Source organism: Streptomyces sp. NPDC001933 (assembly GCF_042890955.1).
Lineage (GTDB): Bacteria > Actinomycetota > Actinomycetes > Streptomycetales > Streptomycetaceae > Streptomyces.
The window spans coordinates 341,449-362,818 of the sequence record NZ_JBIASS010000008.1; the positions used below are offsets into that span (position 1 = coordinate 341,449).

Here is a 21,370-nt window from a genome sequence, read left to right on the forward strand (position 1 = left end):
AGGGTCAGCCGGCGTTCAGCGTCACGTCGTCGACGACGAAGCTGGTCTGCAGATAGGCGTCCTCCTTGCTGGTGAATCCGAGCGTGACCGTCTGGCCGGCGAACTCGCCGACGTCGAAGGTCTTCTGGACGTAGGAGCCCGTGGCGTCCACGTTGGAGTACGTCGCGAGCGTCTTGGTCCCCAGCTTCACGGTGAACGTGTCGTACGCGGTCGGGTCACCCGCCGACTCGTCCGTGTCGGTGCTCAGGTAGAAGGACAGCTTGTACGTCGAGCAGCCCGCCGGGACCGTCAGCGACTGCGAGACCGTGTCCGAGTGGGTGGATCCCCAGCCACCGAGCCAGGCCGTGTACGAGCCCGAGTGGGCCGGCTCCTCCGACGTCCGGTTGTTGATCACACCGTCCGTCTGGGTCCACGGGGTGACGCCGTCCTCGAAGCCGCCGTTGGCGACGACCTGCCGGGCCTGGCAGGTGGAGCCGCCACCGACGACGAGCGAGTACGTGGTGGTGTGGGTGGCCGTGCCGGTGCCGGTCACCGTGAGGGTGTACGTGCCCGCCGCGGCCTGGGCCCCGGCCGAGACGGTCATCGTCGATGAGGAACCCGACTGCACGGACGCCGGGGCGAACGAGACGGTGACGCCGCTCGGCGCGCCGGAGGCCGCCAGTTTCACGGTCTGGGCGGAGCCGGCGGTCGTCGCGGTGGACACGGCGGCGGTGACCGAGCCGCCCGGCTGGACATTGCCGGAGACCGGCTTCACCGAGACGGAGAAGTCGTCGGCGGGCGCGGTGGTGCCGACGGAGGTCTTCCAGATGGTGTAGGCGACCCCGTCGGCGCTGCGGTCGAGCGCCGTCGCGTTGATGTTGGCCGTGGTGTCGCAGGACGAGTGGTAGCAGGAGTCGTACGAACGGCCCGCCGTGCCGCCCCACTTGGCTGCCTGCGCCGACGTCTTGGTGTCGCTGGCGCCGGTCGCGTAGCCCGACGTGGGGATGCCGCCCTGCTGGAAGGAGTAGTCGTCGGACCGGCCCTGGCCCTCGACGTTCTCCTCCGGTGCGAGGTTCAGCGAGTCCCAGTACTCCTTCATCGGCGCCGAGGCGGCCGAGTTGACGTTGTTGATGAAGTAGCCGCCGTTGGTCGAGGCCACCATGTCGAAGTTGTAGTACGCCTTGATGGCGCTGCGCTCGGCGGAGCTGAGCCGGCCGACGTAGTACTCGGAGCCCTGCAGGCCCTGCTCCTCGCCGTTCCACCAGGCGAAGCGGACGTGCTTCGTCATGGCCGGGTTGCGCTGGGCCAGCGTGAGGGCGTTCTCCAGCAGGGTGGCGGAGCCCGAACCGTTGTCGTTGATGCCGGGGCCCGCCGAGACGCCGTCCAGGTGGGCACCGAACATGATCGTCTGGTCGGACGGCCCGCCCGGCCAGTCGGCGATCAGGTTGTTGCCGCGGTAGGTGCAGCTGGTGCAGGTCTGCTCACTGACGGTGTAGCCGGCCGCCTGCAGCTTGCTCTTCACATAGGCGAGGGAGGCCGTGTAACCGGCGCTGCCGGCCCGGCGGTTGCCGCCGTTCTGGGTGGCGATGGTGTTCAGCTGCGTGAGGTGCGCCTGCACGTTGGCGACGCTGATGTCCGGTGCGCTGCCGCCCGGATTGCCGCCCCCGTTGTCGACGGTCAGGTTGTACTGCGCGGTGTGGCTCTGGGTGCCGTCACCCTTCACCGTGAAGGTGTACGCGCCTGGCGCGGCGTTGGAGGACGCCGACACGGTCATCGTCGAGTTCGCCCCGGCCTGCACCGACGAGGGGCTGAAGGCCGCGGTGACACCGCTCGGCAGGCCGCTCGCGGTCAGAGCGACCGTCTGCGCGCTGCCGGAGCTGACCGTGGTCCGCACCGTGGCCGTCACAGAACTGCCCGGCTTCACCGAGCCCGCCCCCGGGTCCAGGGACATCGTGAAGTCGTTGTTGCCACTGGGAGTACAGGTCGGGTCGCCGCTCTGCGCGGGCACGCTGATGGCGTCCCAGGCGGCCTTGGTCCGGTCGAAGAGCACACAGCTCTGGTCGAGGTTCTTCGCCGCGGTCAAAGTGGCCGTGCGGTAGCGCTTGTAGGTCATCCCGCTGGTCTTCAGCAGCATGCCGCCGTAGAAGACCTTGCCGGCGCTCTGGATGCCGACACCGGTGACCGACGAGCTGTTGCAGGTGGGGCTGGACGGCTTCCCGCCGCCCGGGTTCGAGCCCTCGGCCAGCAGGTAGAACCAGTGGTTGAGCGGACCGGCCGCGGCATGCTCCTCGGTGTTGGGTATCGAGGAGCTGTAGCAGTTCGGGTCGCCGATCTGCCCCGGGTTGTACATGATCCGGATCGGCCCGTCGCCGACCAGGTCGATCTTCTCGCCGACGGTGTAGTCGGGGTCGTCGTACGGAGCCGGCTCATTGGTGTACGCCTCGGTCAGGGCGCCCATGATGTCGCCGGTGGCCTCACCGAGACCGGACTCGTTGTTGGCGCCGCCGGGCGTGAACTGGTCGATGCCGTGGCCGAACTCATGGCCCACCACGTCCATCGCGCCGATCCACTGATTGGCGTTGTTGTGGCCGATGGAGACCGACGAGCCGTCCCAGTAGGCGTTGACGTCGTTCAGCCCGACCTCGACCGGCCAGCTGCCGCCGTTGCCATTGTGCCCGTTGCGGCCCAGCCAGTCCTTGAGCATGTTCCACTCGTGCTGCGCCGCCCACATGACGTCGACGCAGCCGGTCTCCTTGCTGGAGGCGTTGCCGGTGCCCCAGGAGTCGCTCGACTTGGTGAAGACACTGCCCGTGCTGTAGTCGGCGCAGCTCAGGCCGGGCCGGTTGGGGTCACGCAGCGAGTAGCTGCTGCCCGAGGCGGTGGTGTCGATGGCCAGCGGCGACGGTCCGTTCCACTGGCTGTTGCCGGTGCCCGCCTTGACGTCGTCGTAGCTGTCGATGACCTTGCCGGTGCCCGCGTCGACGAAGACATGCAGTCGGCTGGGGGCCTTGGCGGTGCGTCCGGTGAGCACCGTCTCCCAGGCCAGCCGGGAGGACTTGTCCGTGGCACGGACCACGAGCCGGTGCGATTCCACCCGCTTCACCGTGCGGAGCTTCTTGCGGGCGGTGGTCTCGGCAGCCTCGGCGGAAACGGTCGGTGTGGTCGGCACGTTGATCCGCCGGGACACGGCTGACTGGGTGCCGCGTACCCGGCCCTCGGAGTCGGCCACCACGACGGCGTCGCCGCCGACGACCGGCAGGCCGCGGTAGGTGCGCTGGTAGGCGACGGAGTACATGCCCTTGACCCACGGGGTCACCATCTGGCGCTCGTACCGCTCCTCGGGCCCCTTGGCCAGGGTGTCGAGACCGCTGGCGGCCGCCCGGTCGGCCGCCGACACGGCGGCCGAGAGCGCGGAGGGGGCGGGCGGGGCCGGGTCGGCGGACGCCTGCTGCCCGCCGGTGACGACCAGAGTTGCGGCGAGGACGGCCAGGGTCGTCCCGGCCGTCATCGGTCTGAGTTTCATCGAGGCTCCTTGACTTGAGGGGGGCCTCGATCACGGGCAGCCGCGTACGTCGACGTACTTGCCCGGGCCGTCGCCGGGCGCCCGCGTCCGTGGTGTCCGTGATCGAGCGACCGAACACTCACACGTCGTCATGCACTCGTCAACGAATTGCGAAGGGTGCGGCGAGACTTGGCAAGTTTGGTCAAGCCGCGCTGGTGGGATCGCACAACGGCTCCGGCACGCGGGGCGGTTGCTCCGGTCCGGCGCGCAGCGGTCACTCCAGCCCGGAGACCGTGAACACCGCTCGCGCGTGTCTGCGGTCGATACGGTCGGCCAACTGCCGCAGTGCGGTGACCCCGCACCGCAGCGTCCCGCGCTCCACGCAGCCGCGGACGTCCTCGTCCAGCCGGTGCCACAGCGCCGGGTTCGCGAGGAACACCTCCGGGTCGACCTCGACCCGGTGGCCGTCGGCGTCCCGGAGCACCAGGCGCTGGGCGACGCCGTCCGACCAACGCGCCGAAACCAGCCGGTCGGTGCGTACGGTCCGCTCGTGGAACAGGCGCCTGGATGAGAGCCACCCGGCACCCGCGCGGACCCGCGGGGGCACCAGGACCGCCCACAGCAGCGCGGAGAGGCCCGTCCACAACAGGGCGCGCGGCCAGGTGAGATGGCGGGCCGCCGCGTCGACGGCCAGGAGCAGACCGAGGAGCGCGACGGCGCAGTGGACCGCGAAGCGCAGGTCCGCGGCCCAGCCGTGGTCGTGGGCGGTCATGCCGGGAGGAGACGGCCACCGCAGGCCGATGTGGCGTTGCATGGCAGCGACGCTAGGGGGCCGGCCCGTCCGGCGGACTCGCGTTGACGCACCGCTGATGTCGGGGCGCGGGGCCCTGACGGTTGCTTGACGCGGCGGCCGTGGAGCGCCGGCGGGCACTCGGCGACGGAGTCAGTCCTGCTCGTCGTTCTCCTCCTCGTCCCCGGCCGGGTCCAGCGGTGCGGACGAGGGGGCGGACGGCTCGGGCCCGGTGGTCGCGGTCGAGCCGGTGTCCGGGGTGTCGGCCGAGCCGGAATCCGGGGAGAACAGCACCATCCCCACATATACGGCTGCGATGAAGGCGACCGTGCCGGCGATGGCACTGGCCACCCTGGGCCGGCGCCTGATCGCTTCCCGGGCTCCGGTGCTCCGCCGGACGGGAGCGGTCCGCTCCGCCGGGCGCCGCCTGCGGCCACCGGACTGCGGCAGCCGGTACGTCGCCGCACCGTCGGCCTGCTGGGCGGAGCCGGCCGTCGGGGCGGAGCCGAACGGAGGTGCTGCGGCCGGCATATGCGGACGGCCGGTCCCGGCCGGGGCGGGTGCGGGGATGTGCGGACCACCGCTTGCCGCGTAGGGCGGATCCGGCGCGTACATCGGCAGTGGCTCCGGCTGTCCCCGCCAGGCATCGCTCTGGAACCACTCGGCGACCTGCTGGGCACTGGGCCGGTCCTCGGGCTGCTTCGCGAGCAGCCCGAGCAGATAGGAGTCGAAGGCCGGGGACAGGTCGACACCCCGCTGTCTGAGCGGTACGGGCGCGGTATCGACATGCTGATAGAGCGTGGCGGTCGCCGTGTCCGAGCGGAACGGCGGGTCTCCCAGCAGGAGTTGGTAGATCACACAGCCGAGGGAGTACATGTCGGACGCCGCACCGGCCGTACGGCCCAGGGCGCGCTCCGGGGCGAGATAGAGGCTGGTGCCGACGATCTGTCCGGTGGTGGTCAGCGCGGCGGACGGGTCGTCGACGAACTGGGCGATGCCGAAGTCGCCGATCTTGACGGACCCTTCGGCGTCCAGCATCAGGTTCCCGGGCTTGATGTCGCGGTGCACGATGCCCTGCCGGTGGGCGGCGGCGAGCCCCGCGGCGGCCTGCCCGGCGATCCGGGCGACCTGTTCGGCACCGAGCCGCTCCTCGGCATTGAGGAGATCGCCCAGGCTCCTGCCCTCGACGAGCTCCATCACGAGGTAGAAGCGGTCCTCCCAGGCCCCGAAGTCGAACACCGCCACCAGATGAGGGTGGCTCAGCCGGGCCGCGGTCTGCGCCTCCAGCCGGAACCGGGCGGTGGCCGACTCGTCGGCGTGGCCGCCGAGGAGCAACTTCACGGCGACGGCTCTGCCGAGGACTTCGTCCGAGGCACGCCACACCTCCCCCATGCCGCCACGGCCGATGGGGGAAACCAACCGGTACCGACCAGCTACCAGCACTGTGCACCAATCTCGGATTGTGGGCCGCTTCTGCTGCCACGGCGACGACCCGACGGGGTCGGGACGAGGTGGGGGGCGCGCGGCAAGATCAGGATATCGGGCCGCCGGACCCGGCGTTCCAGCGGAGCGGCCCAATCCGCGGCTCCAGCACCGAACCGGTGTCCGCCTCGTGCCCCGGTGATCAGTTCCGGCCGCCCGCCGCCGTACGGCCGACCGATTCGACCAGCGGCAGCAGCCGGTGCGGCACCCGTTCCCGCAACGCCACCTCGGTACGTGTCCTGACCACCCCGGGCAACTGGATCAGCCGCTGGATCACATCCTCCAGGTGCCCGTTGTCCCGGGCCACCACCCGCGCCAGCAGGTCCCCGCCGCCCGTCGTCGAGAACGCCTCGACGATCTCCGGCACCGCGGCGAGCGCCTCACCGACCTCGTCCAGGTGCCCCTGGGTGACTTCGAGATGGACGAAGGCCAGCACCGGGTGGCCCAGGGCGGCGGGGGAGAGGACCGGCCCGGTGCCGGTGATCACTCCGTCCCGCTCCAGCCGGTCGAGACGGGCCTGGAGAGTGCCCCGGGCGATGGAGAGGATGCGCGCGTACTCACGGACGCTGGTACGGGGCTGCTCGATGAGCAGCCGAAGGATACGGGTGTCGAGAGCGTCCACCGCCATGGTCCGCCGGCCTCCTCCTGGTACGACGATCCGGGCTGCGACTGTACCAATGGCACAGCCGGGCCCTTGCCGGAGCGCCCCGGTCCGCAGCCGGCCGCCCGTCATACCCGTAGTCCCTGAGAGCTACGGAAAAGGTTCACACCCCGGTGGGACGCCGACTACGGGGCCCTGTTCATAGCTTCTGTACCCGAGCACACAGCCACCAGGTACGGGAGGAACAACCCGCCATGCCGTCCCATCCGAGCAGGTCCCGCCTGCGCCGCGGCCTGCTCGCCGCACTGGTGGCCGCCTCGGTGGCCCTGCCCCTCTCGGGCGCGGCGGGCCCGACGGCCGTACCGGCCCCGGCCCCGGCCGTCCACGCCCCGCTGACCAGCGCCGCACCCCAGGCCCTCGCCGGGCGGTACGGCGCGACGCGGGCCGACATCGGCGCGGCCGAGCGGGCGGCGGCCCGCCACGGCGACCGCAAGCGGGCCACCGCGCTGCACGAGATGGCCGATCCCGCCCGCCGCTTCCTCGCCTTCGACGGCCGGGATGGCGGCCGCTCCGTCGAGGTGTTCGGCGATCTGTCCCACGCGGAACACATCGCCGTTCTGGTCCCCGGCGCGGGCATCGGCATCGACCACTACTGGCGGCTGCGCAACGGCGCGCGTGCCCTGCGCGAGGAGCTGGGCGGGCGTTCGGCGGTGGTCGCCTGGCTCGGGTACCGGACGCCGGTGACGGTGAGCCCGGCCTCGCTCACCTCTGGACGGGCCATCGAGGCCGCACCGGAACTGGTCCGGTTCATGGGGGAGTTGAAGCAACTGAAGCCCGCGGCCCGGACCACCCTGCTCTGCCATTCCTACGGCTCCGTCGTCTGCGCGCGGGCCGCGCACCGACTGCGGGTCGCCGGCATCGTCCTGTACGGCAGCCCGGGTACCGGCTACCCGAACGCCGCCGCCCTGCACACCACGGCCACCGTCTGGGCCGGACGCAGCAGCGGCGACTGGATCGCGGACGTGCCGCACACCGAGCTCCGACTGCCCTTCGTGGACATCGGATTCGGTACGGACCCGGTCGCGCCCGGGTTCGGCGCCGAGACCTTCGCGGCGGGTTCCGGCGGCCACAGCGACTACCTGAAGGCCGGCTCCGTACCGCTGAGGAACATCGCCCGGATCGTGGCCGGAGCGGCCGGATCCACAGACCCCACGGGAGAGCGCCATGCGTGACTTCGCACAGCGGATCGAGTCCGCCACCCCCGCCGACCGCGACCGGGCGGTCGATGCCCTGCGCGCCATCGCCATCCTCGGCGTGGTCCTGGGCCACTGGCTGGTGACCGCACTGGTCGTCGACAGCGGCACCGTGCACGGAGCGAGCCCGCTGCGGTACCTGCCCGGACTCACCCCGGTCTCCTGGCTGTTCCAGACCCTCGCGGTCTTCTTCCTGGTCGGCGGACTGGTCGGCGCGAGAAGCCATGCCGCCGCCCGCGCCCGGGGCGAGAGCTACGGCCGGTGGCTCCGTGCGCGGATGAGCCGGCTGCTGCGTCCGATGGCCGTGGTGCCGGTCGTATGGTCCGTGGCGGCGTGCGCAATGCTCTTCGCCGGGGTGGACCAGGACACCGTGCGCGCACTGTGCAAGCTGGTGTGGTCCCCGCTCTGGTTCATCGCGGTCTTCGCGGCGCTGACGGCGGTGACCCCGCTGGTGGCGAGGCTCCATCCGCTGTGGCCGTTCGCCGTCGTACTGGTCGTCGACCTCTACCGCTTCGGCCTGGACGCGCCCGGCGGATTCGCCTCGGTCAACGTGGCGGCCGGCTGGCTCGTGCCGTACTGCCTGGGCGCGGCCTGGGCCCGGGGCGAGCTGCTCGGCCGCCGCACCGGCTGGACGCTGCTGCTCGGCGGAGCCGCGGCCACCGCCGCACTGGTCGGATGGGGCGGCTACCCCGCGAGCATGGTGGGAGTGCCCGGTGTTGAGATCTCCAACCTCGACCCGCCGACCCTCGCCGTGGTCACCTTCGGCCTCGCGCAGTGCGGGGCGGCGCTGCTGCTGCTCGGCCCGCTGCGCCGGATGCTGAGGCGCCCCGTCCTGTGGGCGGTGGTGGCGACGGTGAACCTCTCGGCGATGACGGTGTTCCTGTGGCACCAGACGGCGATGATCGCGGTCACCGCGACCGGCCTGTGGGCGGGCGGAATGCTGCCGGGCCTGCACACCCCGCCCGACGGACCGGGCTGGGTACTCGCCCGGCTGGCCTGGCTGCCGGCGTTCGCCGCGGCGCTGCTGATCTGCTGGCTGGCGTTCCGAGGTTACGAACGGCAGCGGCCGACGCGGACGAAGAACCTGGTCGTCCGCGAGGGGTGCCCCGCCGGATCGATGGCGGCACGACGTGTCTAAGGTGCGAGCTGTGAACCGGGGGGACATGGTGAAGCGTTCGGCGCGGGTACTGCGGGCACTGCCCCGTACCCTGCGCCAGGATCTCGCGACCACGGCGGTCGACCCGAACGGGCAGTCGGGGAGAACGCGTTGGCTGGAATGGCGGCCGGTGATCATGGTGCCGCTCGTGATGGTCGCGCTGGGGGTGCTCATTGCGGGCAGCAACCAGTACGCCTTCGACTTCGGGATGGGCATTCAGCTCGGGGTCCTGCTCGCCGGGGTCCAGTCGGTGGCGATCGTCGTCGCCCTGTACCGCCCGCTCCAGGCATGGTGGGCGTCGATGCTCGCCATGGTGCTGGTCACCCCGTTCGCCGCGAACGTCGGCTTCGGGGCGCGGTTCCCGTGGGACGGCGCGTTCCCCTGGAGCGGGGCCGGGATCGCGATGCAGGCCGGGGTGCTGTTCCTGCTCGCGCTGCGGCTGCGCCCCAGGATCGCCGCCGAGACCCTGACGATCACCGTGCTGGCGGGGCTCCTCTGCGGAACGGCCACCCCCTGGCGCAACGCCAATGACATCCGCCTCGCCATCGGCGTCCTCGTCATCATGGTGGTGCTGGGCATCGCGCTGCGCGGCCTCGCGGTGGCCCGTACCCGGCTGGTCGAACAGGAGGAGCTCACCGCCGACGAGCGTGCCAGACGCACCCTGCTGGAGGAGCGCAACCGCATCGCACGCGAGCTGCACGACGTGGTCGCCCACCACATGTCGGTCATCTCCATCCAGGCGCAGGTGGTTCCGCACCTGGTCGAGAACCCGTCCGACGAACTGCGGGAGAATGTCGAGGGCATCCGCAGGAACGCGGTCGACGCGCTCACCGAACTGCGCCGGGTGCTCGGCGTACTGCGCTCCGAGGACCCCCTGCCGCAGGCCGCGCGGCACGCTCCGCAGCCCACGCTGGAACGGCTGGACGAACTGATCGGCAACGCGCGCGGAGCCGGGGTCGAGGTCACCGCCGAGGCCACCGGGGAGCCGCGTCCGCTGTCGCCGGGTGTCGAGCTGTCGGCGTTCCGCATCGTGCAGGAGGCGCTCAGCAACGCCATGCGACACGCACCGGGGGCCCGGGTGCGGGTGGAGATCCGCCACCGGAGCTCGGGGGTCACGGTGCGGATCACCAACACCGCGCCGGTCCGCCCCGCCCCGCCCACCACGGGCGAGGGCCACGGCCTGCTCGGCATGCGCGAGCGCGCCGCGATGCTGGGCGGAGAACTCGCCACCGGACCCACCCCCGACGGCGGCTACGAAGTCACTGCGATACTGCCCGCACCGCCCGCCGCCGGGCCCATCGACCGCACCGACTCCGCCTATCCCACCGACCCTGCCGAGGACACCCGATGACGGCCATCCGCGTACTGATCGCCGACGACCAGATGATGGTCCGGCAGGGCTTCACGGTGCTGCTGAACGCCGAACCCGGCATCGAGGTCGTCGGCCAGGCGGTGGACGGAGCGGACGCCGTGGAGAAGGTGGCCGAACTCGCCCCGGACGTCGTCCTGATGGACATCCGCATGCCCCGGCTCGGCGGCATCGAGGCGACACGCATCATCACCGGGGCCGACGGCGCCACCGTCAAGGTCCTCGTCCTGACCACCTTCGATCTCGACGAGTACGTCTACGAGGCGCTGCGCGCGGGCGCGTCCGGTTTCCTTCTGAAGGACGCGTCGGCCGACGAACTGGCCCATGCGGTAAGGGTGGTGGCGGAGGGCGAGGCCCTGCTCGCCCCGAACATCACCAAGCGGCTGATCGCCGAGTTCGCCCGGGTGAGCGCCGGTCCACGAGCCCCCCTCAGGGATCGCACCGGCGAACTGACGGAGCGTGAGACCGAGGTCCTGGCCCTGATCGCACAGGGCCTGTCCAACACCGAGATCGCCGCACGTCTCGTGGTCGCCGAACAGACCGTGAAGTCCCATGTGGGCCGGATCCTTTCCAAGTTGGGTCTGCGCGACCGGACCCAGGCGGCGGTCCACGCCTACGAAACGGGCCTGGTGCGCCCGTCCGGCTACTAGCCGCTTCCACAACACGACCCGCGCACCTCTTACGACCCGCGCACTCCTCACGACCCGCACAACACAACGCAACGCACCCGGCGCGGCGTCCGTGCCCGTCGCTGGCTCCGGCATGCCCGGAGAACGGCGGGAACGCCACGGCACAGGGGCGTACGCCCGGGACCACCGAGCGGCCGAGGGCCGCCCGGCGAGTCGTCGTGCCCCGCGAACCACGGCATGGAGCCGCTTCCGCGCACGGTCCGACCGATTCCGTATCCGACCGGAGGAACCGAAGAGCCCATGGGTACCACCCTCGTCATCACCAACGACTTCCCGCCGCGGCAGGGCGGCATCGAGACCTTCGTGCACGCGATGGCCACCCGGGTGCCGGACGACGACGTGGTCGTCTACACCTCGCACGAGCCCGGGGACACCGCCTACGACGCGAGCCTCCCGTTCCCCGTCGTACGGGATTCCGGCCGCACCCTGCTGCCGACCGGCCGGGTCACCCGCAGGGCCGTCGAGATCGCAAGAGCCCACGGCTGCGACCGGGTCTGGTTCGGCGCCGCCGCCCCGCTGGCCCTGATGGCGCCGGCCCTGCGGCGCGGCGGCGTACGGCGCATGGTGGCGACCACCCATGGCCACGAGATCTGGTGGGCGAGGACACCCGGTGCGCGCGCTCTGATGCGCCGGATCGGCGACGGCGTCGACGTGGTCACGTATCTGGGTCAGTACACCCGTGCCCGGATAGAGCCCGCGCTCGGCCCTCGGGCCCGCATGAGCCGGCTGGTTCCCGGGGTCGACGCCGAGGCGTACCGGCCCCGCGCCGGTGCTTTGCCCGACCCGCGTACCGAACTCGCCCTGCACGGCAAGCGCGTCATCCTCTGTGTGGCCAGGCTCGTTCCCCGCAAGGGCCAGGACACGCTCATCCGGGCCCTGCCGCTGATCCGGAGCAAGGTGCCCGACGCCGAGCTGGTGGTGGTCGGCCGGGGGCCCGACGAGGCCCGGCTGCGCAGACTGGCGGCGCGGTACGGCGGGGGAGCGGTCCACTTCGCGGGCGGCGTCGCGCACACCGGCACCCCTCCGTACTACGCCGCGGCGGACGTCTTCGCGATGCCGTGCCGTACCCGGCGGGCCGGTCTGGAGGCGGAGGGGCTCGGGATCGTGTTCCTGGAGGCGGCAGCGAGCGGCCTGCCGGTGGTCGTCGGCGATTCTGGCGGCGCTCCGGACACCGTTCTCGACGGCAGGACCGGCCGGCTCGTGGACGGCACCGACCCCGCGGCCGTCGCCGGTGCGCTGACCGGGATACTCCTGGACCCGGACCGCGAGGCGATGGGCGCGGCGGGCCGTGAATGGGTCCGGGAGTCCTGGTCGTGGGACGCGTCGGCCCGCCACCTGACGGACCTCCTCACCCCCGTCGAGGAGGTGACGGCACCCCTGCCGGGCGAGGAGTAGAGAGCCGCGCGGGGGCGGTGCGGTCAATCGGCCGCGGTTCGGCACGCCGCCGGTCCGTTGGCTTACTGATGGTGTACCGTCCCCGGCGATGAATGTGCCAATGGCTCAGTGGAACCCGCTCGGGTTGAGCCATGGGCCACAGGGATGTTGTGATGTACCCGTCGATGGCGCTGCGGATCTCCGCGGCGCCTTTTTCATGCCGGTGCGCAGGGCCGGTGCACGGAAGCAGGAGCGTTTGGTGCTGAAGAGGATGTTCGTCGCCCCGGACCCGGGCCGGCAGCGGCTGCGCAGCAGCGTCCGGGCCGTCCTCGGCATCGGACTCGCCGTCGCGGTGTGCGGTCTGGCCGGTCACTCCCTGGTCGCGGCCATCACCGGCGGCCTCGCCGCGCTGCTGGCCCTGTTCACGGTGCTGGACACCACGGTTCGTGGGCAGGCGATCACCACCGCCCTGCTGCCCGTCGCGGGCTTCCCCGTGCTCGCCCTCGCCGCGGGACTGCACGACCACCCGGTGGCCCGGGACGTGGCGTTCCTCGCGGTCATCGGCGCGGGTGTGTACGCCCGGCGATGGGGGCCGCGCGGCCACTCGCTCGGCGTGTTCGCGTTCATGGCCTTCTTCACCACGCAGTTCCTCCACACCCTGCCCGGACAGCTGCCCGAGCTGTACTCCGCGGTCGCCCTCTCCCTGCTCGTCTCGTCGGCCGTCCGCTTCGGACTCTGGTGCTACGAGCGGCGGCAGCCCGCCCCCTTCGTACCCGTCCCGGTGACCGGTACCGGGCTGGGCCGGGCAACCACCCGCCAGGCCGTGCAGGCGACCGCGGGCGCGGCCTTCGCGCTGATGGCGGGGCTCGTCCTCTCCGAGCAGCGCTGGTACTGGGCGGTGGGCGCCACCTGGTGGGTCTTCGTGAACACCGCCTCACGCGGCGAGACACTGGTGCGCGGCTTCCGCAGGGTCCTGGGCACACTGGTCGGCGTACCCATCGGCCTGGCGGTCGTCGTCCCGCTGCACGGAGCGCCCGTGCCCACCGCGCTGGTCGTCGCGGCCGGCGTCTTCGGGATCTTCTACACCGCCGCGGTCTCCTACACCTGGATGGTGTTCTCGGTGACGGTGATGGCCGGTGCGCTCTACGGACTCCTGGGCGTGCTGGACCCCGCCCTGCTCGTGCTGCGCCTGACGGAGACCGGCGCGGGCGCGCTCGGCGCGATGCTCGCGGTGCTGCTCGTGCTGCCGGTCACCACGCACGCCACCACCGACGCCTGGATCCAGCGGGCCCTGCGCTGTGTGCACACCTGCACCGCGGAGGCCGCCGCACGGCTCTCGGGATCCCCGACCGCCGATCCCGCGCCCCGGATCGCCGAGCTGGAGGCGCTGCTCGGCCGGGTACGGATGTCCCTGGCCCCGCTGGTCCACCCGCTCAGCCCGCTGCGCGCCCGCAGGGCCCGTGCCCGTCAGGTGCTCGCCCTGCTGGACGCCTGCGCACGTGAGGTGCGCGGACTGGCCTCCGTCGCGGCGGACCCGGAGGCATCCCACGACGCCCGCCTCGCCGCCGCCTGCTGGCGGGTCGAGGCATCCGTGGAGGCCCTGACCGCCCCCGATCCGCAGCACCGGGCCGGCGCACCGGGCGTCCCGCCGCACGCAGCCACGGCGGGGCCCGCGCTCGCCCATCTGCACGGCCTGGAGCGGGCGCTGGCCGAACTCGCCGCACCACTGCACAGCGACCCGCGCGCGCCGCTGATCGGTGTGTGACCGGTGTGCGAAAGGGCTTCGGACGTGCCCTTTTTGGCGGCCCCGGCAGCCGAGGCACTGGTCTGGACCTGACGGCCGACTGCTACCGTCGCCCCGGAAGATCACGACGGTATGGGCCGCCGTGGTCGGTCGGCTGAGAGGGGCAGTGCGATGACTGACAGTGCGGCGGGCAGCGGCGACGGCGCGGTGCGGGCGTTCATCGGGTCGTTCACCTCGGCGGGCGGACGGGGAATCACCGTCGCCGCCGTGGACCGGGAGACGGGGGCGCTGACCGTCCTCGGCGCCACGGACGCGGTCCCCGACCCCTCGTACCTCGCCCTGGGCCATGGGCCGGGGCCGGGCGGCGGCGCCCTCTACGCGGTCAGCGAGACCGAGCCCGGTGCGGCAGCCGCCCTGGACGTCACCGGCGATGTACCGAAGCCGATCGGCACGATCCGCCCGGTGGACGGCGACGGACCGACCCATCTCGCGCTCGCGGGCGGTCATCTGCTCACCGCCAACTACGGCTCCGGCAGCGTGAGCGTCCTGCCCGTGACGCCGGACGGATCCCTCGGCCCGGCCACTGCCGTCTTCCAGCACGAGGGCAGCGGTCCCGACGCCGACCGGCAGCGCGGCCCGCACGCCCACCAGGTGCTGCCCGACCCCTCGGGGAACTGGGTGCTCGGCGTGGACCTCGGGACCGACTCCGTACGGATCTGCGCGCTCGACACGACGACCGGATCACTGCGGCTGCACGGCGAGACGGCCCTGCGGCCGGGCACCGGCCCGCGCCACCTGGCCTTCCACCCCGCCGGCGGCCACGCCTACGTCCTGAACGAACTCGAACCGACCGTCACCGCATGCCGGTGGAACGCGGCCGCGGGCGTCCTGGAGCCGGTGGGGGAGACCTCCGTACTGCCCGCGCCGCCGGCGGAGGGCGACGGACCGGCGACGTACCCCTCCGAAGTGGTCGTCTCGCACGACGGACGGTTCCTCTGGACCGCCAACCGGGGCCACGACAGCATCTCGGTCCTGGCGCTCGACGCGACCGGCGAACAGGCGACCCTGGTCACGACCGTGGACTGCGGCGGGCACTGGCCGCGCGACCTCGCACTCGACCCCACCGGCCGCCGGCTGTACGCGGCCAACGAGCGGTCCGGCGACGTCAGCTGGTTCGACGTCGACCCGGAGACCGGCATCCCGCGGCGCGCCGGCTCACTGGCCGCCCCCGCCGCGTCCTGCGTGATCTTCGCCTGACCTTGCGCCGCGCACAGCACGAACGCCGGACGGGCCCGGTTCTCCGGGCCCGTCCGGCGTTCGTGCACCGACCGGCTGCCGGGCGCACCCGGCACGGGGTCAGTGCGCCTGGGCACCCTGCGGCGCGACGGGCGTGATGCCGAGCGTCGTCATGTACATCGACAGCACGAGCTTGCCGATCGCCGGGTACGCGCCGAGCGGCTCGGCCGTCGCGCAGCCCGCCTCCTTCGCGGCGGCGTCCAGCAGCCCCTCGGCCACCTCCGGGCCAACCAGGTACGGGGCCAGCGCGAGCTGCGCCGAGCCGGAGCTCGTGAGCTGCTCGGCGATCGACGCGACCGACCCCTCGACGTCGAGCGCCGCGGCCATCACCGGAACCGCGAGCCGGGCGGCCAGCAGCATGCCGGTGATCCCGGCGGCCTGCACGGCCTCGTCCCCACCCACGGTGGCCAGCACGATGCCGTCGGCGGCCGTGGCCACCGTGAAGAGCCTGGCACGGTCGGCACGGGCCAGACCGGCCTCGGAGAGCCGCACGTGCAGTGCCTCGGCGAGCAGCGGGTGCGGGCCGAGCACATCGGTCAGCTCGACCTGCGTACCGCTGTCCATCACGGCCTGCCGTATCCGCCGGATCAGGGCGCTGTCCGGCCCCGCGAGCAGCGGTACGACGACGGCGGACGGCCCCTCGGGCGCGGCGACCTCACGGCCCGCGGCCTCCGCCTGCTCGTAGCGCGCGACACGCTCGGCGGCGCAGTGGGTGAGTACGGCGGAGAGCGTCAGGTACTCGGCATCGTCGCCGTCGAGGTAGCCGATCCGGGCGTTGAGGCCGGGCAGCTCGGAACGGGCGATGCTGATCACCTCCTCGGCCAGACTGCGCGTGGCCGGGGAGGGGGTACCGGGGACGGCGAGAACGAGCGCGGCAGCGCCCTCGGGTGCGACCACGGGCTCCGGGCGGCGGTGCCGTCCGGACTGGCGAGGTCGCGGCATTCGTACAGGCAGGCCGGAAGCGGGCCCAGTGGGGGTGCTCATGGCGCCGCATGCTACTGGTTTTGGGTGCGGCTCTGTTCGGGGAGGGTCCGGACAGGCGTTATCTGTCCGCTTTTATCCGATGAGTGGCTTACTGGCCGACTGTCCTGCTCTGTCGCCACCTATTCGGGCTTGTGCCCAGGCCCCTCACCAGGCACCCACAGCAGCGTCGGGTGGCGGGGCAGCCGCAGATCCCCGGTCGCCAACGCCTGGGCGATGGAGAGCGCGCCGGTCAACGGATCACCCGAACCGGGGACCGCCCGTGCCTGCGGAAGCTGTCGGGCCAGCTCCTCGCGCAGGGGTACGAGCAGCGGATCGCCCATCCGGAACAAGCCGCCCGTCAGCGCCACTTCGCACGGTTCGCCGTCGGCCCCCGCCTCCGGGCACACCGCCGCGGCCGCCTCCGCGACATGCGCCGCGGCCTCGCGCAGAATGCCCGCGGCGACCGGATCGTGCCCGGCGCACGCGGCGACCTCGGGCGCGAAGGAGGCCAGCACGGCAGGCCGGTCGGTGCGCGGATAGAGCAGCCCGGGAAGCTCCGGCGCCGGCCCGAACACCGCCTCCAGCCGGGACAGCAGAGCGGCGGATCCGCCGCGCCGCCCGTCATGGGCACGCATGGCCGCGTCGAGCCCGGCCCGGCCGATCCAGGCCCCGCCGCCGCTGTCGCCCAGCAGATGCCCCCAGCCGTCGGCCCGGCGCCAGCTCGTCAGGTCCGTGCCCAGCGCAATCATGCCCGTGCCGGCCGCCACGACCGCCCCCGGGCGCTGGCCGACCGCCCCCGCGTACGCGGTCACGGCATCGGCGGCCAGTGCCAGCCGCCGCACCCCGAGCGCGCCCTCCAGCGCCGAGGGCAGCTCCGCGCGCAACTGCCCGCCGAGCGTCGCCATGCCGGCGGCACCGATCGCCACCGCGTCGATCCCGGCGCCGCCCTCGCCGCCGCACCGCTCCAGCAGCCGGCGGGCGGCGGGCAGCAGTTGTTCCAGCAGATGGGCCGCGTCGATTCCGGCCGCTCCGGTGCGCACCGGAGCGGCGCAGGCCGTCTTTGCCAAGGGGGCGGACAGGCCGACGGTGCCCAGTGCCACGCGCAGCCCCGAACCGCCCGAGTCCACGCCGAGCACGTACGGACCCGGTGCGCCCTTCGCCCCGCCCGGACGCACACCGGTGCCGGTGCTTTCCGGCGATCGCCGCGGTGAGCTCATGGGCCGACTCCAGGAAAGGAAGACGAATGACGGCGGCAGCCTATCCCCCGTACCGCGGGAACGGGCCGGGGGAGTGCGAGTTCGGCGGCCCGGACCGTCTCCGGGCCTGGAGCGGAGCGTTTACGCCGGTAGAGTGACGTTCCGTGGCACCACGACCGTTGAATGAAGTAGTCGAGCCCGGCTGGGCCGAGGCACTCGCCCCTGTGGCCGGACGCATCGCCGCGATGGGCGATTTCCTGCGTGCGGAGGTGGCAGCGGGACGCACCTATCTGCCGGCCGGAGCGAACGTTCTGCGCGCGTTCCAGCAGCCCTTCGACGACGTACGCGTCCTGATCGTCGGTCAGGACCCCTACCCGACACCCGGAATGGCGGTGGGGCTGAGCTTCTCCGTGGCCCCCGAAGTTCCCCAGGTGCCCGGCAGCCTGGAGAACATCTTCCGGGAGATGCACACGGACCTGGGACTTCCGCGCCCGTCGAACGGTGACCTGACGCCCTGGACGCGACAGGGCGTACTGCTGCTGAACAGGGCACTCACCACGGCGCCCCGCAAGCCGGGCGCGCACCGCGGCAAGGGCTGGGAGGAAGTGACCGAACAGGCCATCCGGGCCCTGGCCGCACGCGGCAAACCGCTGGTGTCCGTGCTGTGGGGGCGCGACGCCCGCAACCTGCGGCCGTTCCTCGACGGCTACCCGGCGATCGAGTCCGCGCACCCCTCGCCCATGTCGGCGGACCGCGGCTTCTTCGGCTCGCGCCCGTTCAGCCGCACCAATGAACTCCTGCTGCGCCAGGGGGCCCAGGCCGTCGACTGGCAACTGCCGTAGGCCCTGTCGGCCCCGGAGCGGTACCGGCTCCTTCTCGGAGCCGGTACCACGCCGCCTTCCGGTTCACACGCCGGTCGGTACGGTTCAGGACGCGTCGCGCACCGTGCCGGTGAACACCGGCCCTTCCTGCGGCTCCCAGGAATCGCCGTAGGTCATCAGCTGCATCCGCAGTGATTCCTCGGGCTCCTCCAGTGCGTCGCGGACCGTGGGCACGGTCACTTCGGCACTCGGCTTCCCGGCGGGGACCACGGCCAGGAGGAACGCCGGCTCCGCCACCCCGGACAGCGGCCGGGCCGGGGCGGGCGATTCACCGAACGTGTCCCGCAGCCACGGTCCGTCGACGTCCAGGGTGGACAGTTCCGTACCCCGGCCGACCGGCTGGATCGCGAATCCGGCGGAGTCGATGTCGACATCGGCGACCGCGGAGAGCGAGACCTTCCAGCGCAGGCTCTGCCCCTCGGTGACCTGGTCCGCGACCGGCTTCACCTCGATCGTGGGCATCGGATCGTCGTTCCGCACGGTGACGCCCCCGAGGTGGGAGCCCACGACCGCGCCCCGGACCGCCTTGACGAACACGCTGTGCGTGATGTCGTAGCCGAAGCGGGTGTTGCCCCGCACCTCGACCTGCACATCGATGTCATGGCTGCCCGGACGCACCGTCACCGTCCTTTGGCTGGGCTCGTCCTTGCCGGGTTCGGTGGCGAACAGCCGGACCTGTCCGCTGCCGCGCCCGGAGACGGTGAGCGGAACGCGGTAGGTGCGGACCCCGAAGTCGCCTTCCTCGACCTTCAGGTGGCCGATGTCCACGCGCGGCAGCGAGGCCGCCCGGACCGCGGGTGTGCCGGGGCGCCAGCCCCAGGCGTCTACCAGCCAGGCCTGCCCCGAATTGCCTCCCGGGGTCAGGTCCAGGCTCTTCACATGCTTCAGGTCCACCTTGTTCCGCACGGCGGCGGAGAGCGGCACGCGGATCTCGCGTCCCCAGTAGGAGGCGGTCCGGTCGCTGCCCGGCAGCCCGTCGATCCTCGCGCGGCCGAGCGTCGCCCGTCGGCCCGAGGTGTCGGTGAGAGCGATGTCCAGCCGGGTGCCGGTGGTGTCGGGCGGCACGATCACCCGGAGCGCCAGCGACTCGGCGCCCGCCACGGAGACCGGACGCGCGGGCCGGATCCGCACCGCACCGCCCGGCTTCGACCAGCGCATCGCGACCGCGTAGCGGCCGGGCTCCTTGGCGGTCTCCCACATGGCGAAGTGCGGGGATACGGCGGACCCCTCGGGTGGCAGACAGGCACGGCCCGGATCGGGATCCACCTGCGCGCACACCCGGCCGCCCGTCACGGACGTCGAGGAGTCCGGCAGGAACGCGGGCGTGCGCTTCCCGCCGACCGCGTGGGTGAGCACGCGTGCCGGACCGGCGGAGGGCGCGCGCCGGTCCGAACCGTCCAGCAGCGGGCGTACGCGGTCGTCGCCCGCGACGAACAGCCGGGCTGCGGCGGCGATGTACGTGGCCCCGGCGGCCTGCTGCGAAGTGGCGGTGAGCCGGGCCTTCTTGCCCGGCGTGCACACCGGGTCCGGTGTGTCACCGTCCCAGAAGTCGTCGTCGGCGGGCGCTTGCGCCTGCCCCGGCGTCCACTCGCTGTTGAAGAAGTTGTGATTGGCGCCGACCATGTAGACCGCGCTGTGCAGTGCGGCGCCACGGCTGACGCCCCGGGTGCCGTCGACGTAGATCTGGCCCTGGAGGTCGGACACGTCGCCGTCGCAGCCCGGCAGGATGGTCATGGACGGCACATCGGGAACCGGGTTCTGCCCGAAGACGGTCGGGCCGATCAGGACGGTGCCGCGAATGCGCCAGCGCACCGGGCCGCGGTAGCCGTCCTGGTCCGCGGGCGGCCGGGAGAGGCTGTCGAGAGCGGCCCGGTTGACGCCTTCGCCGCCCCGGGAGTGGCCCACGAGCAGCACCCGGGACATGTCGGCCGGCGGTGCGGCACGCACGGCCGCGGGCGCTGCGGACCGGTGGGCGGCCCAGTCCGCCCAGCGGGCGAGGTGCAGCCGCACCAGGGACGAGCGCGCCTGGGCGCCACCGTCGTCGGCGCTGTCGTCCTGCCCGTTGATCCCGTTGGCCGAGACGGACACCGTGACGTAGCCCTGGGAGGCCAGGAGTTTCTGGTCGCGCAGATAGCCCCGATGGCTCGGTACCGGCCGCGTGCCCGCCTCGCAGGGCCAGGAGATGCCTTGGTCGCCCTTGGTGTTGAAGCATGTGTAGTGACGGCCGTGCAGGAACAGTGCGAGCGGTCGGCGCCCCGGCGCGCCGACCGGTGACACCACCGCGGCTCGCATCTCCACGGGGGTGCTGAACCCGGGCAACCGTACCGACTTCAGGGTGTACTCACCGCTGGCGGTCCGGTACTTGCCCGGTACGCCGGGATCGACGGGGTTCGCGGGAGCGGGAGCGGGTGCCGGAGCCGTCGGCCGCGCCGGTTCGGTGGTCCGCCGGGCTTCCGGGGTCCGTCGGGGTCCGGAGGTGTCGAGACGCCGTCCGCCCGCCAGTGCCTTGAGGCCGGTGGCCGGTCCGATGCGCGCACCGTCGAGCTTCAGCCGGAACGTACGCCGGTCCTGCGCGGCGACCGGCCGGCCCAGGAGCTCGTCCCCGGAGTAGAACTCGACCCGGGCATCGCCCATGGGTACCGGGTGGGGTGAGGTCCAGACGAGCTGCTGCCCGGCTCCCGTACCGGTGATCCGCCAGCCCGAGGGGAGCCGGCCGTCCGGCTCTCCGCGCGACACGGTGGGGATAGCGGACGTGGCGGATGTGATGGATGTGGCAGATATGGCGGATATGGATTCGGCGGAGAGCCGAGTGTGTGCCGGTTGTGGCGACGCGCGCGCCAACTCCGGCCATCCCACGGTCAGAGTGAGTACCGCCAGTGCGGCGGTCGCCGTGCGCGGGACACGGATCAAGATGGTTCCTCCTGGTCATCGGCGCTCGCGAACTCCCCAGAGATCCCTGGGGCCCCCGCTCCCGGAGGACGGAGAGCGAAGCCCAGGGGTTGCCTCAGGCCGCGTCACATGGCGCGGAACTGCTGCTTCGGGGAGTCGAGTTGGACCGATGGCCGTGAGGAAACGGTCAAGTGGCGGCACGCCGC

Annotated in this window: 15 protein-coding genes; 8 read left to right on the plus strand and 7 right to left on the minus strand. The window is 72.5% G+C overall.

Annotated elements, in window-relative coordinates; genetic code table 11:
- Positions 1 to 4: 4 nt before the first annotated feature.
- From ACFYY7_RS21930 to ACFYY7_RS21945, 4 genes are all read right to left on the minus strand, one after another.
- The gene (locus ACFYY7_RS21930) at positions 5 to 3,487 is read right to left on the minus strand and encodes a M28 family peptidase (RefSeq protein ID WP_388663751.1); all 3,483 of its coding nucleotides are present in this window, start codon (positions 3,485 to 3,487) and stop codon (positions 5 to 7) included.
- A 268-nt stretch (positions 3,488 to 3,755) separates the two neighbouring features.
- A complete protein-coding gene (locus ACFYY7_RS21935; protein ID WP_266735111.1) occupies positions 3,756 to 4,295 on the minus strand; it encodes a hypothetical protein in 540 nt (179 codons plus the stop codon).
- Positions 4,296 to 4,424: 129 nt separating this feature from the next.
- On the minus strand, positions 4,425 to 5,663 hold the full coding sequence (locus tag ACFYY7_RS21940; protein WP_388663670.1) for a protein kinase: 1,239 nt from the start codon (positions 5,661 to 5,663) through the stop codon (positions 4,425 to 4,427).
- A gap of 232 nt (positions 5,664 to 5,895) precedes the next feature.
- On the minus strand, positions 5,896 to 6,381 hold the full coding sequence (locus ACFYY7_RS21945) for an Lrp/AsnC family transcriptional regulator (protein WP_266735108.1): 486 nt from the start codon (positions 6,379 to 6,381) through the stop codon (positions 5,896 to 5,898).
- Between the two features lie 227 nt (positions 6,382 to 6,608).
- Here ACFYY7_RS21945 and ACFYY7_RS21950 point away from each other — a divergent pair, with 227 nt between their 5' ends.
- The 7 genes from ACFYY7_RS21950 to ACFYY7_RS21980 all read left to right on the plus strand — a co-directional run bounded on the left by ACFYY7_RS21950 (position 6,609) and on the right by ACFYY7_RS21980 (position 15,196).
- Complete coding sequence (locus tag ACFYY7_RS21950; RefSeq protein ID WP_388663672.1) at positions 6,609 to 7,586, plus strand: alpha/beta hydrolase; 978 nt, start codon at positions 6,609 to 6,611, stop codon at positions 7,584 to 7,586.
- Entirely contained in the window at positions 7,579 to 8,745 is a 1,167-nt protein-coding gene (locus ACFYY7_RS21955) for an acyltransferase (RefSeq protein ID WP_388663674.1), read from the plus strand. Before ACFYY7_RS21950 ends, ACFYY7_RS21955 begins: the two co-directional genes overlap by 8 nt.
- Positions 8,746 to 8,770: 25 nt before the next feature.
- On the plus strand, positions 8,771 to 10,114 hold the full coding sequence (locus ACFYY7_RS21960; RefSeq protein WP_388663753.1) for a sensor histidine kinase: 1,344 nt from the start codon (positions 8,771 to 8,773) through the stop codon (positions 10,112 to 10,114).
- A complete protein-coding gene (locus ACFYY7_RS21965; RefSeq protein ID WP_360929309.1) occupies positions 10,111 to 10,782 on the plus strand; it encodes a response regulator transcription factor in 672 nt (223 codons plus the stop codon). Before ACFYY7_RS21960 ends, ACFYY7_RS21965 begins: the two co-directional genes overlap by 4 nt.
- Before the next feature lie 279 nt (positions 10,783 to 11,061).
- A complete protein-coding gene (locus ACFYY7_RS21970; RefSeq protein WP_388663676.1) occupies positions 11,062 to 12,216 on the plus strand; it encodes a glycosyltransferase family 4 protein in 1,155 nt (384 codons plus the stop codon).
- Positions 12,217 to 12,454: 238 nt separating this feature from the next.
- Positions 12,455 to 13,960 (plus strand): FUSC family protein, encoded by a 1,506-nt coding sequence (locus tag ACFYY7_RS21975; RefSeq protein ID WP_388663678.1) that lies wholly within the window; start codon positions 12,455 to 12,457, stop codon positions 13,958 to 13,960.
- 150 nt (positions 13,961 to 14,110) lie between these two features.
- Positions 14,111 to 15,196 (plus strand): lactonase family protein, encoded by a 1,086-nt coding sequence (locus tag ACFYY7_RS21980; RefSeq protein ID WP_388663680.1) that lies wholly within the window; start codon positions 14,111 to 14,113, stop codon positions 15,194 to 15,196.
- A 99-nt stretch (positions 15,197 to 15,295) separates the two neighbouring features.
- Here the strand turns inward: ACFYY7_RS21980 and ACFYY7_RS21985 are convergent, their stop codons facing one another.
- Together ACFYY7_RS21985 and ACFYY7_RS21990 are read right to left on the minus strand one after the other, a co-directional pair.
- Positions 15,296 to 16,219, minus strand: coding sequence for a sirohydrochlorin chelatase (locus ACFYY7_RS21985; RefSeq protein WP_388663682.1), 924 nt, complete (start codon positions 16,217 to 16,219; stop codon positions 15,296 to 15,298).
- A gap of 119 nt (positions 16,220 to 16,338) precedes the next feature.
- The gene (locus tag ACFYY7_RS21990) at positions 16,339 to 17,415 is read right to left on the minus strand and encodes an N-acetylglucosamine kinase (RefSeq protein ID WP_388663684.1); all 1,077 of its coding nucleotides are present in this window, start codon (positions 17,413 to 17,415) and stop codon (positions 16,339 to 16,341) included.
- A 143-nt stretch (positions 17,416 to 17,558) separates the two neighbouring features.
- On the opposite strand from ACFYY7_RS21990, the gene ACFYY7_RS21995 reads away from it, so the two are divergent.
- Complete coding sequence (locus tag ACFYY7_RS21995) at positions 17,559 to 18,236, plus strand: uracil-DNA glycosylase (protein ID WP_266735092.1); 678 nt, start codon at positions 17,559 to 17,561, stop codon at positions 18,234 to 18,236.
- An 84-nt stretch (positions 18,237 to 18,320) separates the two neighbouring features.
- Here ACFYY7_RS21995 and ACFYY7_RS22000 read toward each other — a convergent pair whose 3' ends face one another.
- Positions 18,321 to 21,185 carry a hypothetical protein gene (locus ACFYY7_RS22000; RefSeq protein ID WP_388663685.1) on the minus strand — a complete coding sequence of 955 codons (2,865 nt, stop codon included), beginning with the start codon at positions 21,183 to 21,185 and terminating at the stop codon, positions 18,321 to 18,323.
- Between the last annotated feature and the right edge of the window lie 185 nt (positions 21,186 to 21,370).

Coding starts and splice junctions, on each gene's coding strand:
- ACFYY7_RS21985 (WP_388663682.1), bottom strand. CDS start 16,219: ATGAGCACCCCCACTGGGCCCGCTTCCGGCCTGCCTGTACGAATGCCG.
- ACFYY7_RS21945 (WP_266735108.1), bottom strand. CDS start 6,381: ATGGCGGTGGACGCTCTCGACACCCGTATCCTTCGGCTGCTCATCGAG.
- ACFYY7_RS21970 (WP_388663676.1), top strand. CDS start 11,062: ATGGGTACCACCCTCGTCATCACCAACGACTTCCCGCCGCGGCAGGGC.
- ACFYY7_RS21965 (WP_360929309.1), top strand. CDS start 10,111: ATGACGGCCATCCGCGTACTGATCGCCGACGACCAGATGATGGTCCGG.
- ACFYY7_RS21960 (WP_388663753.1), top strand. CDS start 8,771: ATGGTGAAGCGTTCGGCGCGGGTACTGCGGGCACTGCCCCGTACCCTG.
- ACFYY7_RS21930 (WP_388663751.1), bottom strand. CDS start 3,487: ATGACGGCCGGGACGACCCTGGCCGTCCTCGCCGCAACTCTGGTCGTC.
- ACFYY7_RS21955 (WP_388663674.1), top strand. CDS start 7,579: ATGCGTGACTTCGCACAGCGGATCGAGTCCGCCACCCCCGCCGACCGC.
- ACFYY7_RS21935 (WP_266735111.1), bottom strand. CDS start 4,295: ATGCAACGCCACATCGGCCTGCGGTGGCCGTCTCCTCCCGGCATGACC.
- ACFYY7_RS21990 (WP_388663684.1), bottom strand. CDS start 17,415: ATGAGCTCACCGCGGCGATCGCCGGAAAGCACCGGCACCGGTGTGCGT.
- ACFYY7_RS21940 (WP_388663670.1), bottom strand. CDS start 5,663: ATGGGGGAGGTGTGGCGTGCCTCGGACGAAGTCCTCGGCAGAGCCGTC.
- ACFYY7_RS21980 (WP_388663680.1), top strand. CDS start 14,111: ATGACTGACAGTGCGGCGGGCAGCGGCGACGGCGCGGTGCGGGCGTTC.
- ACFYY7_RS21950 (WP_388663672.1), top strand. CDS start 6,609: ATGCCGTCCCATCCGAGCAGGTCCCGCCTGCGCCGCGGCCTGCTCGCC.